This window comes from Nocardia sp. CDC160, from assembly GCF_035818795.1.
In the GTDB taxonomy this organism is placed as follows: Bacteria; Actinomycetota; Actinomycetes; order Mycobacteriales; family Mycobacteriaceae; genus Nocardia.
This window is the reverse complement of record NZ_JAYKYT010000003.1, coordinates 1,351,114-1,366,140: the sequence shown is the minus strand read 5'-3', so window position 1 is coordinate 1,366,140 and position 15,027 is coordinate 1,351,114. Positions and strand designations below refer to the sequence as shown.

14 protein-coding genes are annotated in these 15,027 nt (G+C 68.4%); 8 read left to right on the top strand and 6 right to left on the bottom strand.

Going from position 1 to position 15,027, the window contains the following annotated elements:
• Positions 1-19: 19 nt before the first annotated feature.
• Positions 20-784, bottom strand: coding sequence for a crotonase/enoyl-CoA hydratase family protein (locus VMT40_RS21015; protein WP_326360130.1), 765 nt, complete (start codon positions 782-784; stop codon positions 20-22).
• Positions 785-849: 65 nt separating this feature from the next.
• Here VMT40_RS21015 and VMT40_RS21010 point away from each other — a divergent pair, with 65 nt between their 5' ends.
• Together VMT40_RS21010 and VMT40_RS21005 are read left to right on the top strand one after the other, a co-directional pair.
• The gene (locus tag VMT40_RS21010; RefSeq protein ID WP_326360129.1) at positions 850-1,485 is read left to right on the top strand and encodes a TetR/AcrR family transcriptional regulator; all 636 of its coding nucleotides are present in this window, start codon (positions 850-852) and stop codon (positions 1,483-1,485) included.
• On the top strand, positions 1,472-3,094 hold the full coding sequence (locus tag VMT40_RS21005) for an acyl-CoA dehydrogenase family protein (protein ID WP_326360128.1): 1,623 nt from the start codon (positions 1,472-1,474) through the stop codon (positions 3,092-3,094). The genes VMT40_RS21010 and VMT40_RS21005 overlap by 14 nt, the downstream gene beginning before the upstream one ends.
• Before the next feature lie 7 nt (positions 3,095-3,101).
• On the opposite strand, the gene VMT40_RS21000 is transcribed toward VMT40_RS21005, so the two are convergent.
• Positions 3,102-3,293, bottom strand: coding sequence for a helix-hairpin-helix domain-containing protein (locus VMT40_RS21000; protein ID WP_326360126.1), 192 nt, complete (start codon positions 3,291-3,293; stop codon positions 3,102-3,104).
• Between the two features lie 99 nt (positions 3,294-3,392).
• Between VMT40_RS21000 and VMT40_RS20995 the strand changes: the two genes are divergently transcribed.
• Positions 3,393-4,484 carry a CaiB/BaiF CoA transferase family protein gene (locus VMT40_RS20995; RefSeq protein WP_326360124.1) on the top strand — a complete coding sequence of 364 codons (1,092 nt, stop codon included), beginning with the start codon at positions 3,393-3,395 and terminating at the stop codon, positions 4,482-4,484.
• An 84-nt stretch (positions 4,485-4,568) separates the two neighbouring features.
• Here VMT40_RS20995 and VMT40_RS20990 read toward each other — a convergent pair whose 3' ends face one another.
• Both VMT40_RS20990 and VMT40_RS20985 read right to left on the bottom strand, forming a co-directional pair.
• Complete coding sequence (locus VMT40_RS20990; protein ID WP_326360122.1) at positions 4,569-5,309, bottom strand: SDR family oxidoreductase; 741 nt, start codon at positions 5,307-5,309, stop codon at positions 4,569-4,571.
• The gene (locus VMT40_RS20985) at positions 5,309-5,713 is read right to left on the bottom strand and encodes a DUF3224 domain-containing protein (protein ID WP_326360121.1); all 405 of its coding nucleotides are present in this window, start codon (positions 5,711-5,713) and stop codon (positions 5,309-5,311) included. The genes VMT40_RS20990 and VMT40_RS20985 overlap by 1 nt, the downstream gene beginning before the upstream one ends.
• 160 nt (positions 5,714-5,873) lie before the next feature.
• On the opposite strand from VMT40_RS20985, the gene VMT40_RS20980 reads away from it, so the two are divergent.
• The 4 genes from VMT40_RS20980 (at position 5,874) to VMT40_RS20965 (ending at position 10,285) form a co-directional block, all read left to right on the top strand.
• A complete protein-coding gene (locus VMT40_RS20980) occupies positions 5,874-7,274 on the top strand; it encodes a DUF1731 domain-containing protein (protein WP_326360120.1) in 1,401 nt (466 codons plus the stop codon).
• Positions 7,275-7,376: 102 nt separating this feature from the next.
• The gene (gene qcrB, locus VMT40_RS20975) at positions 7,377-8,981 is read left to right on the top strand and encodes a cytochrome bc1 complex cytochrome b subunit (protein ID WP_326360118.1); all 1,605 of its coding nucleotides are present in this window, start codon (positions 7,377-7,379) and stop codon (positions 8,979-8,981) included.
• On the top strand, positions 8,978-9,217 hold the full coding sequence (locus tag VMT40_RS20970; RefSeq protein ID WP_326360116.1) for a hypothetical protein: 240 nt from the start codon (positions 8,978-8,980) through the stop codon (positions 9,215-9,217). Before qcrB ends, VMT40_RS20970 begins: the two co-directional genes overlap by 4 nt.
• 69 nt (positions 9,218-9,286) lie before the next feature.
• A complete protein-coding gene (locus VMT40_RS20965; RefSeq protein ID WP_326360115.1) occupies positions 9,287-10,285 on the top strand; it encodes a hypothetical protein in 999 nt (332 codons plus the stop codon).
• A gap of 17 nt (positions 10,286-10,302) precedes the next feature.
• On the opposite strand, the gene pcrA is transcribed toward VMT40_RS20965, so the two are convergent.
• On the bottom strand, positions 10,303-12,753 hold the full coding sequence (gene pcrA / locus VMT40_RS20960) for a DNA helicase PcrA (RefSeq protein ID WP_326360113.1): 2,451 nt from the start codon (positions 12,751-12,753) through the stop codon (positions 10,303-10,305).
• Between the two features lie 320 nt (positions 12,754-13,073).
• Here pcrA and VMT40_RS20955 point away from each other — a divergent pair, with 320 nt between their 5' ends.
• Positions 13,074-13,379, top strand: a complete 306-nt coding sequence (locus VMT40_RS20955; RefSeq protein WP_033085726.1) for a chorismate mutase — start codon at positions 13,074-13,076, stop codon at positions 13,377-13,379.
• A 155-nt stretch (positions 13,380-13,534) separates the two neighbouring features.
• On the opposite strand, the gene VMT40_RS20950 is transcribed toward VMT40_RS20955, so the two are convergent.
• A complete protein-coding gene (locus VMT40_RS20950; protein ID WP_326360112.1) occupies positions 13,535-14,986 on the bottom strand; it encodes an NAD-dependent succinate-semialdehyde dehydrogenase in 1,452 nt (483 codons plus the stop codon).
• Between the last annotated feature and the right edge of the window lie 41 nt (positions 14,987-15,027).

Genomic DNA, 15,027 nt, shown 5'->3' with positions numbered 1-15,027 from the left:
CCGGGACGCGCCTGCGCCCTCACGAGGCCGGGCGGCCGTGGCGGCCCGCGCCGGAGGCGAAACGCTGCGCCCCATCCAGGGCCCCGTCCATGAGCGCCTTCATTCCGTGTCGCAGCTCATTGGCAATGGCCTCCGACTCCTCGAGCCCGTTCTGCTCCAGCACCGACATGCGATCCGAGCGCAGGCAGGTCTGGGGCAGCGCGGCCAGTTCGAGGGCGAGTTCCTCGGCGGCACGGCGGGATTCGCCGGTCGGGACGACCCGATTGACCAGGCCGATCTGCAGCGCCTCGGTCGCGCCCACCGCGCGGCCGGTGAGGATCAGATCCATGGCCCGGCCCTCGCCGATAATGCGCGGCAGCCGCACGGTGCCGCCGTCGATGAGCGGCACACCCCAGCGGCGACAGAACACGCCGAAGGTGCTGTCCTGCTCCGCAACTCGCAGATCGCACCACAGCGACAGTTCGAGGCCGCCCGCCACCGCATAACCGGAGACAGCCGCGATGACGGGCTTGGACAGCTTCATGCGGGTGGGGCCCATCGGCCCGTCGCCCTCCTCGGTGACGGCGTTGGAGCGTTCGGTGCCAAGGGATTTCAGGTCGGCCCCTGCGCAGAAGGTGCCGCCCTCGCCCCACAGCACGGCGACCGCGGCGGTGGGATCGGAGTCGAAGTCCCGGAAGGCGTCGGCGAGGGCTTTCGCGGTCGGACCGTCGACCGCGTTGCGGGCTTCGGGGCGATGCAGGATAACGGTGTAGACGGGGCCGTTGCGCTCCACTCTGACTGTCACCAGCCCGACGGTACGCCGTAAAACGGGGGTTGCGTCAAGAAATGAATCGGTGGTTCACTTCTTGCATGGCCTACCGCAGAACCCCCGCTGTCCAGGCGCGCCTGGACGCGCAGGCGGGCTCGATCGTGCGCGCCGCCATGACCGTCCTCTCCCGCGACGGCTTCGCCGGACTGTCCATGGCCGCGGTCGCCGCCGAGGCCGGGGTCGCCACCGGCACCGTCTACAAGAACTTCAGCGGCAAGGCCGAATTGGTGACCGCCGTCTTCCGCGAGGTCGTCACCCGCGAGGTCGACGCCGTCGCCGCGGCCGGGGCGGCGGGGGAGGGGCGCACCGCCCGCGACCGCGTCACCGCCGCCGTCGAAACCTTCGCCAGCCGAGCCCTCAAGAACCCCAAACTCGCCTACGTGCTGCTCGCCGAGCCCGTGGATACCGCCGTTGACGCCGAGCGCCTGCGCTTCCGGCGGGCCTTCGCGCAGACCTATGTCAGCGCCATCGCCGACGGTGTCGCGAGTGGTCAACTGCCGCCGCAGGATCCGCGCACCTCCGCCACCGCCCTGGTCGGGGCCATCGGCGAGGTGCTGGTCGGCCCGCTGTCGGAACAGCTGGAGAGCGAATCGGTGCTGCCGGAACTCGTCGCCTTCGCGCTGCGCGCGCTCGGCGTCCCCCAGGAACAGGAGTCACCCCGCCATGCACACCCATGACGTCTTCAATCAGGTGCCGCCCATCGCCCCCTTCGACAATTCGCGCAATCCGGCGCTGCTCGAGGGCCTGCACCGCGAGGGCGCGGGCTGGGCCGAGGCCGAGGTGCGGGAACTGGGCGTGCTCGCGGGCAGCGTGGAGGCGCAGGAGTGGGGGCGGCTGGCCAACGAGTACCCGCCGGTCCTGCACACCCACGACCGCTACGGCAATCGCATCGACGAGGTGGAATTCCACCCGTACTGGCACAATCTCATGGAAGTCGCTGTCGCCCATGGCCTGCACGGCACGCCGTGGCAGGACGACCGACCCGGCGCGCATGTCGCCCGCGCCGCCAAGTTCTACACCTGGGGCATCGCCGACGCCGGGCACATGTGCCCGATCTCCATGACCTACGCCGTCGTGCCCGCGCTGCGCCACAATCCGGAGCTGTCGGCCCGCTACGAGCCGCTATTGGCCTCTCGCACCTACGATTTCGGCCTGCGTGAGCCCTCCACCAAGGCCGGTCTCATCGCGGGCATGTCCATGACCGAGAAGCAGGGCGGCTCCGACGTCCGCGCCAATACCACCACGGCCACACCGCAATCCGACAGCTCGTACCGCATCGTCGGCCACAAGTGGTTCACCTCGCACCCCATGGGCGACATGTTCCTGACCCTGGCGCAGGCCCCGGGCGGCCTGTCCTGCTTCCTGCTGCCCCGGGTGCTGCCCGACGACACCCGCAACGCGCTGCGCATCCAGCGGCTGAAGGACAAGCTGGGCAACAAGTCCAACGCCTCCTCCGAACTGGAGTACGAGAACGCCGTCGGCTGGCTGGTGGGCCAGGAGGGCGCGGGCGTGAAGACCATTATCGAAATGGTCAATATGACCCGTCTGGACTGTGTGATCGGCTCGGCCACCGGCATGCGCACCGGCGCGGTCTTCGCCACCCACCACGCCCGGCATCGCAAGGCGTTCGGCAAGTACCTCGTCGATCAGCCCGCCATGCGCAATGTGTTGGCGGACCTGGTGATCGAATCCGAGGCCGCGACCACGATCATGATGCGGCTCGCCGGGGCCACCGACCGCGCCGAGTCGGATCCGGCCGAGGCGGCCCTGCGTCGCATCGCGCTGGCGGTCACCAAGTACTGGGTGTGCAAGCGCGCCCCCGCCCACGCGGCCGAGGCGCTGGAATGCTTCGGCGGCAACGGCTATGCCGAGGAATCCGGTATGCCGCGGCTCTACCGCGAGGCCCCGCTCATGTCCATCTGGGAGGGCTCCGGCAATGTGGCCGCGCTGGATGCCTTGCGCGCCATGGGCCGTCAGCCCGAAACCGTCGAGGCGTTCTTCGCCGAGGTGAACCTGGCGCGCGGCGCGAACCGTCACCTGGACGCGGCCATCGACCGAATCGGCAAGGAACTCACCGACTTCGCCGACATCGAATACCGAGCCCGCCGTGTCGTCGAGCTCATGGCCCTGGTCCTGCAGGGCGCGCAGTTGGTCCGCCACGGCCACCAGTCCGTCGCGGATGCCTTCTGCGGCACCCGCTTCGGCGGCGACTGGGGCATCGCCTTCGGCACCCTGCCCACCGGCGTGGACACCGAAGCCATCATCCAGCGCGCCTACCTCGACTGAGCGCGCTTCAGGCGAAGTCGAGCCCCCGGGCCCGCAGCGCCTCACGCAGGACGCGAATGGCCTTGGGGCCGAAGCCGTGCAGGGCGAGGAGCTCGTTCTCGTCGACTCCGGCCAGCTGGTCCAGGCTGTAGTATCCGGCGGCGGCGAGGGCGCGCGCCGCGGGGGCGGAGACGCCGCGCGGCCAGATCGAATCGCTCATGGCCCGAGCCTAGGGCCTGTCCTCGGGCCGGGGCGGGAGGTGGCGAAGCCTTGTAGAACGTGTTCTACTCTGCGGGGTATTCGTCGAAACCTCAGGGGGTTGCGAGTGGGTGTGAGCAAGGGGCCATTGGCCGGTGTGCGCATTGTCGAGCTGGCGAGCATCGGGCCCGGACCGCACGCGGGCATGATGCTGGCCGATCTGGGCGCGGATGTGGTGCGGGTGCAACGGCCCGGGGACGGGTCGACGGCCGGGCCCATGCGGGCGCAGCTGCGCGGGCGGACGGTCGTGCAGGCGAATTTCAAGGACGCGGACGAGATCGCGGCGGTCAAGGGGCTGATCGACAAGGCCGACGTGGTCATCGAGGGCTTTCGGCCCGGCGTGGTGGAGCGGCTCGGGCTCGGGCCCGACGAGCTGCTCGTGCGGAATCCGCGACTGATCTACGGGCGCATGACCGGGTGGGGCCAGGACGGCCCGCGCGCGGACCGGGCCGGGCACGACATCAACTACATCGGGCTCACCGGCGCGCTGAACGGCATCGGGCGCAAGGGCGAACGGCCGCTGCCGCCCATCAACCTGCTGGGCGACTACGGCGGCGGTTCGGTGTTCCTGGTGCTCGGCATCATCACCGCGCTGTACGAGCGGGAACGCTCCGGCCAGGGCCAGGTCGTGGACGCGGCCATGGTGGACGGCGTGCTGACGCTGGCGCATTCGATCTGGACCCTGCATCAGGGCGGCATCTGGTCCGACGAGCGCGGCACCAACCTGCTCGACACCGGAATGGCCTGGTACGACACGTATTCCACGGCCGACGGCAAGCATCTGGCGGTCGGTGCGTTCGAGCCGCAGTTCTACGCCGAACTGCTGCGCGTGCTGGAACTGGATCCCAGTTCGCTGCCGCACCAAATGGATCCGGCCGGACAGGACGTGCTGCGCAAGACCTTCGCCGAGAAGTTCGCGACCAAGACCCAGGCCGAATGGGCGGAACTCTTCGACGGCGTGGACGCCTGCGTCACGCCCATCCGGACCTGGAGCGAGGCGGCGCGGGACGAACACCTGCGCGCCCGCGGCTCTCTCATCGAGGTGGACGGCATGCTGCAGCCCGCCCCCGCGCCCCGGTTCTCGCGCACCCCGCCGCCGACGCCCGCCCCGGCGCCGACGGAGCTCACACCCATCGGTGAGATCTGGGTCTAGCGATACCGGAGGAGGTCCCGGCCGCGCGGCCGCTCGGGATGGAACCGACTGCGCGAACGGGACTTCCGTGTGTCCGGCGGACGTTCAGGCCGTAGCGCCATTGACGCGAATATTCTGCGCCGTCACCCAATTCGCCGCATCACTGGCGAGAAACGCGACGAGAGCGGCGATTTCGCTCGGCTTGCCCAGCCGGTTGAACACGCTCATACCTTCCAGCCGGGACAGGAACTCCGGGCTCTTGCCCGTGCGGTAGGTCTCGGTCTCGGTGGCCCCGGGACTGACCGCGTTCACGGTGATGCCGCGCGGCCCGAACTCCTTGGCCAGGATGTGGGTGAGCTGTTCCACCGCGCCCTTGGTCGAGTCGTAGACCGCGTAGCCGGGCAGCATGAGGGCGGTGGTGGAGCTGGAGATGGTGATGATCCGGCCATTGTCGGCCAGCCGATCCCACGCCAGCTGCAGGCCGTGAAAGACGCCTTTGACGTTCACGGCGAAACTCAGGTCGAACTCCTCGGAGGTGATCTCCGGGAAGGGCTTGGTAATGGCGACCGCCGCATTGTTGACCAGGATGTCCCAGCTGCCCCAGGTGTCGAGCAGCCGATCGACCATGGCCGAGTATTCGTCGCGGTCGCGCACATCGGCGGCCACGGCCAGGGCCTCGCCGCCGTCCGCCTCGATCTTGGCGACCACCTCGTCGGCCAGTTCGGGCGTGTGCGGATGATTGATGGCCACCCGGATGCCCTGTGCGGCCAGGGTTTCCGCGATCGAGCGGCCGATACCCGTTGCGGCCCCGGTGATCAGGGCCGACTTCTTGGCCGACTCCGGCATCACTCGTACCAGTAGTCCAGCCAGATCTGCGCGCCCTCGCCGAGATTGGCCCGGAAGCCGCCCTCACCGCGCAGTCCGGTCAGATCCCCGGTGCCCGAGCCCGGGATCACGAACCAGTCGCCGCTGACGATATTGTCCGCGACCGTGCCCGCGTCCTGCAGCAGGAAGGTGCCGGACTTGCCGTCGACCGAACCCGTAATGCGTTCGATGCCAACGAAACTGGCGGTACCGTCGGGGCTGGAGGACTGGAGGAACTCCACCACGCCCTCGCCCTCGATGCCGCCGGAGAAGCTCTCCTCCACGTGGATGCGGGTGAGCACCGGGCCCTGTTCGGGCTGCTCGTAGGGGACGGGTTCATATTTGTGCACCGCGATGGTGCCTTCGATGCGAATCTTCTCGCTCATTACTTGCCTCTGTTCTGCATTGCGCCGATCGGCGCGGAACAATCGTCCCCCTGTTCTCGGGTGTGCGCGCGACATTCACCAGGTAGCGAAATCGACGGCATCGCGCTGTGCGACCAAGGCCACGCTTCCGGGCGTGGCCCAGCGGTTATAGCGTCGGCTCATGCCTCGTACAACGACGTACACACAGTGGATCGCGCTACCGCCGCAGCGGCTGTGGACCGTGCTCGGCGATCCGACCCGCTGGCCCGAGTGGAATCCGGCGGTCAAGGCCCTGACCCTGCACGGCGCACCGGCCCCGGGCGTCACCGGCGACTATCTGCCGCGCGGGCGCGCCACCGAGGCGGTGCACGGGCGGCTCGCGAAGCCGTTCACCCTCTCGACCTTCGTGCCCGATCGCGAGATCACCATCGAACAGCCGGAACCCGCGGGCACCATGCGCATGCGCTGGGTGCTGACGCCACGCGACGGCGGCACCGACCTGACCCAGCAGCTCACCTTCACCGGCGTCTCGGGCGCGGTCATGCGCAAGGTGGTCGGCGACCTTCTGGAGACCGACACCCACACCTGCTTCACGCGCCTGGCCCGGTTGGCCGGGTTGCAGCCCGCCGCGGATGCGCTGACCGTCGTCATCGCCGGTGGCACAGGGGCTTTGGGGCGCACCCTGGCCGCCGATCTGACCTGTCGCGGTCAGCGCGTGGTCATTCTCACCCGCCGTAGCGTGCCGGAACTGCCCTACCCGCAATACGAATGGGACGGCCGCACCGTCGGAGCGTGGGCCGACGCTCTTTCCTTTCCGGCCAAAGGGCGCAATCCAGGACGGACCGCGATCGTCAATCTCGCGGGCAAGCTCGTCGACTGCCGACCCACCGCCCGCAATATCGCCGAATTGCGCCGCAGCCGTGTCGATTCGACCCGGGCGCTGGTGGAGGCGTCGAAGACCCTGGACCGGCCCATCGACCATTGGATCCAGGCCAGCACCACCGCCATCTGGGCCGACGCCGGGGAGACCCGCTGCACCGAGGCCACCCCGCTGCCGGAACCCGGCCTGCCGCAGATGACCGGCGTGGCCGCACCCTGGGAGGCCGCCTTCGAGGGGGCCAATGCCACGCACTGGACGATCCTGCGCACCTCGATCGTGCTCGATCCCGACGCGCCCGCCCTGAAACGCCTGGCGGCACTGACCAAGGCGGGGCTGGGCGGCAGCGTCGGCACCGGTCGCCAGTGGTTCAGCTGGATTCATTTCGAGGACTGGCTGGCCATCGTCCGCGCCGGGCTCGGGCTGGATCCCCGGGTGAGCCTGCCCAACGGGGTCCTGGTGGCGGCCACCGATTTCCCGGTCCGCAACAAGGAGCTCATGACCACCCTGCGCAGGCAGCTGCGCCGTCCCTGGTCGCCGCCCACGCCCGCACCCGCCCTGACGATCGGCGCGGTGTTCCTGCGCACCGATCCCGCGCTCGGCCTCACCGGCCGCCACGCCACCTCGGAGGTGCTGCGGCACAGCGGGTTCCGCTTCCGGTATCCGACCCTCGACGAGGCCCTGTCGAACCTGCTCCCGCGCTGAGCGGACACCCGCTCGCGCACTCGGTGGTCATCGAAAGTGTGATCTACGACAAGTTGTCGTATTCGACTGTCACGTTTCGAGGCCCGCGGACGTCTGGTGTTCATGAGTACCACCGCGAACCGCGCCGATGCCGCCGATCAGCGGTATCACTTGGCCGCGGGCCTGAAACGCTCCATCAACAAGGTCTTTCCGACGCACTGGTCGTTCCTGCTCGGGGAGATCGCCCTCTACAGCTTCATCATCCTGCTGCTGTCCGGGATCTACCTGACGCTCTACTTCGAGCCGTCGATGCAGGAGGTGACCTACGACGGCAGCTATCAGCCGCTGCGCGGCGTGCAGATGTCGGCCGCCTACCGCAGCGTCCTGGACATCTCCTTCGACGTGCGCGGCGGACTGTTCGTGCGCCAGGTCCACCACTGGGCCGCCCTGCTGTTCCTGGCCTCCATGATCATTCACATGCTCCGGGTGTTCTTCACCGGCGCGTTCCGCAAACCGCGCGAGGCCACCTGGGTGGTCGGCGCGATCCTGCTGATCCTGTCCATGTTCGAGGGCTACTTCGGCTACTCGCTGCCCGATGACCTGCTCTCCGGCACCGGCCTGCGCTCGCCGCTGGGCGGCATCACCATGAGCGTCCCGATCATCGGCACCTGGACCCACTTCTTCCTCTTCGGCGGGGAATTCCCGGGCACCGTGCTGATCCCGCGGCTCTACATCACCCACGTGCTGCTGTTCCCCGGCATCATGCTGGCGCTCATCGGCGCGCACATCGCGCTGGTCTGGTACCAGAAGCACACCCAGTTCCCCGGGCCCGCCCGCACCGAGCGAAATGTGGTGGGCGCGCGCATCATTCCGGTGTTCTCCCTGGATCAGGGCGCGTTCTTCGCCTTCACGCTGGCCACCGTCGCACTCATGGGCGGGCTCTTCGAGATCAACCCGATCTGGAACCTGGGCCCCTACAACCCGGCGCAGGTCTCGGCCGGATCCCAGCCCGACTTCTACATGATGTGGACCGACGGCCTGGCCCGGCTCATGCCGCCCTGGGAGATCTATCTGGGCGGCTACACCATTCCCGCGCCGTTCTGGGTCGCGGTGGTGATGGGCCTCGTGCTGGTCGTCATTCCGATCTACCCGTGGATCGAGAAGCGTCTAACCAAGGACACCGCACACCACAATCTGCTGCAACGGCCGCGAGATGTGCCGGTGCGCACCGGAATCGGGGCCATGGCCATCGCCTTCTACCTGGTGCTCACCTTCGCCTGCGTGAACGACATCATCGCGCTGAAATTCGACGTGTCGCTCAATGCCACCACCTGGTTCTTCCGCATCGCGCTGCTCATCGCGCCGCCGCTGGCCTACACCGTGGCCTACCGGTTCTGCCTCGGCCTGCAGCGCAGCGACCGGGCGGTGCTCGAGCACGGCATCGAGACCGGCATCATCAAGCGGCTGCCGCACGGCGAGTACATCGAGGTGCATCAGTCGCTCGGACCGGTGGACGAGCACGGGCATCCGATTCCCTTGGCATACCAGGGCGCTGCCGTCCCGAAGAAGATGAGCAAGCTGGGCTCCGCGGGCAAACCCGGACTCGGCGGCTTCCTCACCGCCGACCCACCCGAGGAGCGCGAGCTCCGCACCGGCCAGCATCATGAGCAGGAACAGGCACAGCTCGCCATGTTGAAGGCCAAGCAGGACACCGGGAGCCGAGGATGAAACTCCGGACACGCACCGACGACACCGAATTCGGGCTGCTGGTGGCCGCCGCCACCGTCTACGACATGGCCTCCGCCCGCACCGTCCGCCAACTCCTGCGCGACAACGGCGTCCGCGCCACCATGGGGCGCACCCGCATTCACCGCTGGCGAAACATCAAGGACCGCTTCCAGATCCTCGTCTTCCCCGAGGACGCCGTGCGGGCCTACGACGTTCTCAGCCGCCACACCAGCTGATCGTTTCGCTGCGAGGGTGGGGCAACCGGGGTAAACAGAAGGGAGCGATCAGCGGCTCGGGGAGAACACATGGCCGACACTGTCGAAAATACGGAGTCCCCAGCGGATTCCGTGAGCGGTCTCGATCGTGCCTTCGCGGTGCTGCTCACCTTCGTCGCCGCCCTCGCGGTGCTGGAGACCGTGGTCGCGCTGTGGGCGGTGCAGGGCGCACGCTGGTATCCCGTGTGGGTCGCCGTCGAGGTCCGTGTTCCGCTCGCGGTCGGCATCCTCGCCATCGCGGTAGCCCTGCGGTTCCTGTTCTCGGGCAACCGTTTCCGGGTGACTGCCGCCCGGCCGTTGGGGGTGCTGGGCATTGGTCTGCTGCTCGGCATCGCGTATCGCGGTGTGGTCGTACTGACCGCCGACTGGTACGAGACCAGGGGCGAGTATGTCGACGCCGTCTATGTCGCCCGGCTGGCCTTGGCCCTGCTGATCATCGCGTGCGGGTGCGCCGCGACCGCGCTCGGCGTCCTCGCGGCCGTCCCGCGCACGCCCCCGGCGCGCACGCCGATATCGCGGGCCGACCGGCTCCTGGGTCCGCTGGCCGCCGGGGCGGCGATCGCCGCCCTCGTGGGCAGCTGTCTGATCAACATCTATGAGCGCCTCCCCCAGCGTGATTCGTACGGCCTGCGCGATTGGTACGGCCGCACGGGCGGCGGCACCGTCGTGTACGGGATGTCCGCGTTCGAACCCCGCATCCTCGGCCCGCTCGTGTTTCCCTGGCTGGTGGTCATCGTGTTGGCGACAGTGGTCCTCGCGGTGCTGCTGCAACTGCGATTCCCCACCGCGCGGTCGGCGCTGCGCACCGGCACCCTGCTGTTGGCCGCGATCACCCTCGGCCACGGTTCCTTCATCGCGATCTCGGAGCTGAACGCGTATCTCTACCAATCCCGTCTGCCCGTCGTCGAGGTCTGGCTCGGTCCGGGATTCGGCACCCTGTGTGCCGCCACCCTGCTGGCCGTGGCCGCCCTCGGCACCGGCACGTGGGCGGTGCTGCGCCCACGGCCGGAACCCGCGCCGACCGGTTAGAGCTCAGTGCCGACCGGTTAGAGCTTGGTCAGGGTGCGGCTGAACTTCGGGATCAGGCGGATCTTGCCCGCCGTGCCGAAATCGATGGTGACGGTGGCCAGGTCGCCGAAGCCCTCGGCCGCGATGACCCGGCCCAGGCCGTACTTGTCGTCGTTGACCCGATCGCCCACGGCCAGCACCAGATTGGTGTTGTTGCGTTTTGCCGCGGCCGGGGCGGGTCGACGTTCCCCGCGGTCGCGCAGGCCGGGGCGCTGGTCGGACCAGCCGTCGCCGCGGGTCCAATCGCGTTCCAGGCCATCGTCGTCGCCGCGGCGGCGGAAGCCGCGCGAGGCCTGCGACGGCGTGGGTTCGAGGCGACGCCAATCGATCAGGTGGCCCGGAATCTCCTGGAGGAAACGCGATTCCGGGTTCGAGACCGGCTGACCCCAGCCCGAGCGCACCACCGCGCGCGTCAGGTACAGGCGCTTGCGGGCCCGGGTGATGCCGACGTAGGCCAGGCGGCGCTCCTCCTGCAGCTCGGTCGGATCGCCCAGCGCGCGCATGTGCGGGAACTGGCCGTCTTCCCAGCCGGTCACGAAGACGACCGGGAATTCGAGGCCCTTGGCGGTGTGCAGGGTCATCAAAGTGACCACGCCGGAACCCTCTTCGGGAATCTGGTCGGCATCGGCCACCAGCGACACCCGCTCCAGGAACGCGGCCAGCGAGCCCGGCTCGGGTTCGCCCTCGGCCTGCTCGGGCAGGATGCCCTCGGCCCGGGCGGCTTCCACATTGTTCCGCGCCTCGGAACTGAACTCCCGTGCGACGCTGACCAACTCATTGAGGTTGTCCAGCCGCGCGCCGTCCTGCGGATCGTCGGAGGCCTCCAGCTCGGCGCGGTAACCGGTGCGGTCCAGCACCGCCTCGACCACCGAACCCACGTCCGGGAAATCCATGTCCTCTTGTGCGCCCGCGGCCCGGATCTCCTCCATCAGCTCCAGGAAGCCCGAGATCGCCCGCTGCGAGCGGGTATTGAGCAGCGCCACCTTGCCGTCCGCCGCGTCCTTCAGCGCTTGGGCGAAGCCGATATTCCGCTGCTCGGCATGCACGGCCACGCACGCCTCGGCGCGATCGCCAATGCCCCGGCGCGGCGTGTTCAGAATCCGGCGCAGGCTCACCGCGTCGTCCGGGTTCTCCAGCACCCGCAGGTAGGCCACGATGTCGCGGACCTCCTTGCGCTCGTAGAAGCGCACCCCGCCGACGACCTTGTACGGCAACCCCATTCGGATGAAGATCTCTTCCAGCGCCCGGGAGTTGTTGTTGGTCCGGTAGAAGACCGCCACATCCGCGTAGTTGGCCTCACCCTGATCGACCAGCCGGTCGATCTCCCGGGCCACGAACGAGGCCTCGTCGTGCTCATTGTCGGCCACGTACCCGACGATCAGCTCGCCGTCGCCGTGATCGGTCCACAGCTTCTTGTCGCGGCGGCCCTCATTGCGGGCGATGACCGCGTTGGCGGCGGACAGAATGTGCTGGGTGGAGCGGTAGTTCTGTTCCAGCAGAATGGTTTCCGCGTCCGGGAAGTCGCGCTCGAACTCCTCGATATTGCGAATGGTCGCGCCGCGGAAGGCGTAGATGGACTGATCCGCGTCACCGACCACGCACAGCTCCGATGGCGGCACCCGGTCCGCGGGGCCCTCGTCCGGATCGTCGCCCCACAGCCCGCCCCGGTGATGCCCGACCAGCTCGCGCACCAGCACGTACTGCGCGTGGTTGGTGTCCTGGTACTCGTCGACCAGCACGTGCCGGAAGCGCCGCCGGTAGTACTCGGCCACCTGCGGATGCCGCTGCAGCAGGGACACCGTCTCGCCGATCAGATCGTCGAAGTCCAGCGCGTTGGCCGCGCGCAGCCGCCGCTGGTACTCGGCGTAGACCTTGGCCACCAGCCGCGGCAGCTCGCCGTCCTCGGTATCGGCGTCGGCGGCGGCCTGCTCGGGATCGATGAGCTCGTTCTTGAGATTGGAGATGGCGGTGGCCAGCAGGCGCGGGGAGTACTTCTTCGCGTCGATGTCGAAATCGCGAATGATCATGCCCAGCAGGCGGCGCGAATCGTCCGCGTCGTAGATGGAGAAGTTCGAATTCAGCCCGCCCAGCAGCGAGGCCTGGGTGCGCAGGATGCGCACGCAGCTGGAGTGGAACGTCGACACCCACATCCCGGCCGCACGCGGACCGACCAGTCCGGTGACGCGCTCACGCATTTCGGCGGCGGCCTTGTTGGTGAAGGTGATGGCGAGGATCTCGCCCGGCCGCACCCCGCGGGCATCGAGCAGATAGGCGATGCGACGGGTGAGGACCGCGGTCTTTCCCGACCCGGCTCCCGCCACGATCAGCAGCGGGGTGCCGGTGTGCATCACCGCGGCGCGCTGTTGTGGATTCAATCCTTCGAGCAACCGCTCGGTCTTCTGCCCGTCCATAGCCACCGTCGTGTTCATCGCCCATCCACGCTACCGGCGCGCACCGACAGGCGACGGGCGGGATCGCACAGGTGTCCGATAAGTGCCGGTCTGGCGAACTCCCGGTGAATCGAACCGGTTCTAGAAACTCAGCAGATTCACAAACGAAGCTGTTTTGCTTGGGTCACTCTGCGTGGCACACTCGTCGAATGACCGGCTCGATGGCGACGCATTGCACCTGAGCCCGACCCCGGGGGGACAATGTATGGCCAACAGGTCTGATTCTTGGTGAAGAACCGATCGGTAACAGGATGGGTCCACCCGCCGATCGACGTTCTGGACCACGAGGAGTTGAAAGAATGAGCATCTCGACGACGGGACATTCCGAGTCCGCCACCGGGTCGGACTCCGCCCTGCCCTCCGAGGCTGAGATCGAAAAGCTGCGCTTGGAAATCGACAAGCTGGACGCCGAAATCCTCGCCGCCATCAAGCGCCGCACCGAGGTCTCGCGCATCATCGGACGGACGCGCATGGCGAACGGCGGGCCCAAGCTCGTGCATTCCCGCGAGATGAAGGTGCTCGAGCGATTCAGCGAACTGGGCCAGGAGGGTCACACCCTCGCCATGCTGCTGCTGCGCCTCGGCCGCGGCCGCCTAGGGCACTGATCCCTATCTCTCGTTAACGAACAGCACCGCTCGATGCGATACATCGAGCGGTGTCGTCATGCGCGGCCCAACCAAGCCACGCTGCATGCTTTCCACGGTGCAGCTTCCCCAAGGCCGCCCCGGGTGTCTCGACCCCGGGGCGGTTCTTTTCGCGCTCAGGGCAGGGCGATGTACTTCGTGTCGAGGTACTCCTCGATGCCCTCGAAGCCGCCCTCGCGGCCGAAGCCGGACTCCTTCACGCCGCCGAAGGGCGCGGCCGGATCGGAGATGACGCCGCGGTTCACGCCGACCATGCCGGTCTCCAGCCCCTCGGCCACCCGCAGCGCGCGATCCAGGCTGCGCGTGTAAACGTAAGCGACCAGGCCGAATTCGGTGTTGTTGGCGGCCGCGAGACCCTCCTCCTCGGTCTCGAAACCGACGATCGGCGCGACCGGGCCGAACACCTCCTCGCGCAGAATGCGCGCGGCGGGCGGGATATCGGTGAGAACCGTCGCCGGATAGAACCAGCCCGGGCCGCCGGGCGCCTTGCCGCCCAGCTTGACCTGCGCGCCCGCGGCCACCGCGTCGTCGACGAGCTCGCTCACGGTGTCGAGCTGGTTCTCGTTGATGAGCGGGCCCAGGGTGGTGTCCGGGTCCACGCCATTGCCGAGTTTGTACTCGGCCATGGCCGCCGCCAGCTTGTCGGTGAATTCCTGGCGAACCGAATTCTGTACGTGGAAGCGGTTCGCGGCCGTGCACGCCTCACCGCCATTGCGCAGCTTGGCCAGCACCGCGCCCTGCACGGCGGCATCGATGTCCGCGTCGTCGAAGACCACGAACGGGGCATTGCCACCCAGCTCCATGGAGGTGCGCAGCAGCCCGTGCGCGGACTGCTCGACCAGCTTCTTGCCGACCGGGGTGGAACCGGTGAAGGTCAGCTTGCGCAGACGCGGGTCGCTCAGCAGCGGCGCGGTGACGGCACTCGAATGCGAGGTGGTGATCACCGACAGCACGCCGTCGGGCAGTCCGGCCTCGCTGCACAGCTGCGCGAGCAGCAGCATGGTCAACGGGGTCTCGCCCGCGGGCTTCACGATCATGGTGCATCCGGCCGCCAGCGCGGGACCGATCTTGCGAGTCCCCATGGCCAGCGGGAAGTTCCACGGCGTGATGGCCAGACACGGACCCACCGGCTGCTTGTGCACGAGAATGCGTCCGGTCCCGGCGGGCGCGGGCTGATAGCGGCCGTGCACACGGACCGCCTCCTCGCTGAACCAGCGGAAGAACTCCGCGCCGTAGCGGACCTCATTGCGGCTCTCCGGCAGGGCCTTACCCATTTCGAGGGTCATGAGCAGGGCGAATTCCTCGGCCCGGGCGGTGATCGCCTCGAACACCGCGCGCAGGATCTCCCCGCGCTGGCGGGCCGGGGTCGCGGCCCACTCGGCCTGCACGGCCACCGCCGCGTCGAGTGCGCGGACCGCGTCGTCGGGGGTGGCGTCGGCGACGCGGGCAATGACTTCCCCGGTGGCGGGATTGAGTACCGGGAAGGTCGCACCTCCCGTGGCGTCCACGGGTCCGCCGATCCAGAGTTGCGTGGGAATGGACGAGAGAAGGGCGCTTTCGGTCACCATAGGGTCAGCCTAGGCTCGCGAATCGTCTGTTGTTACCTGCG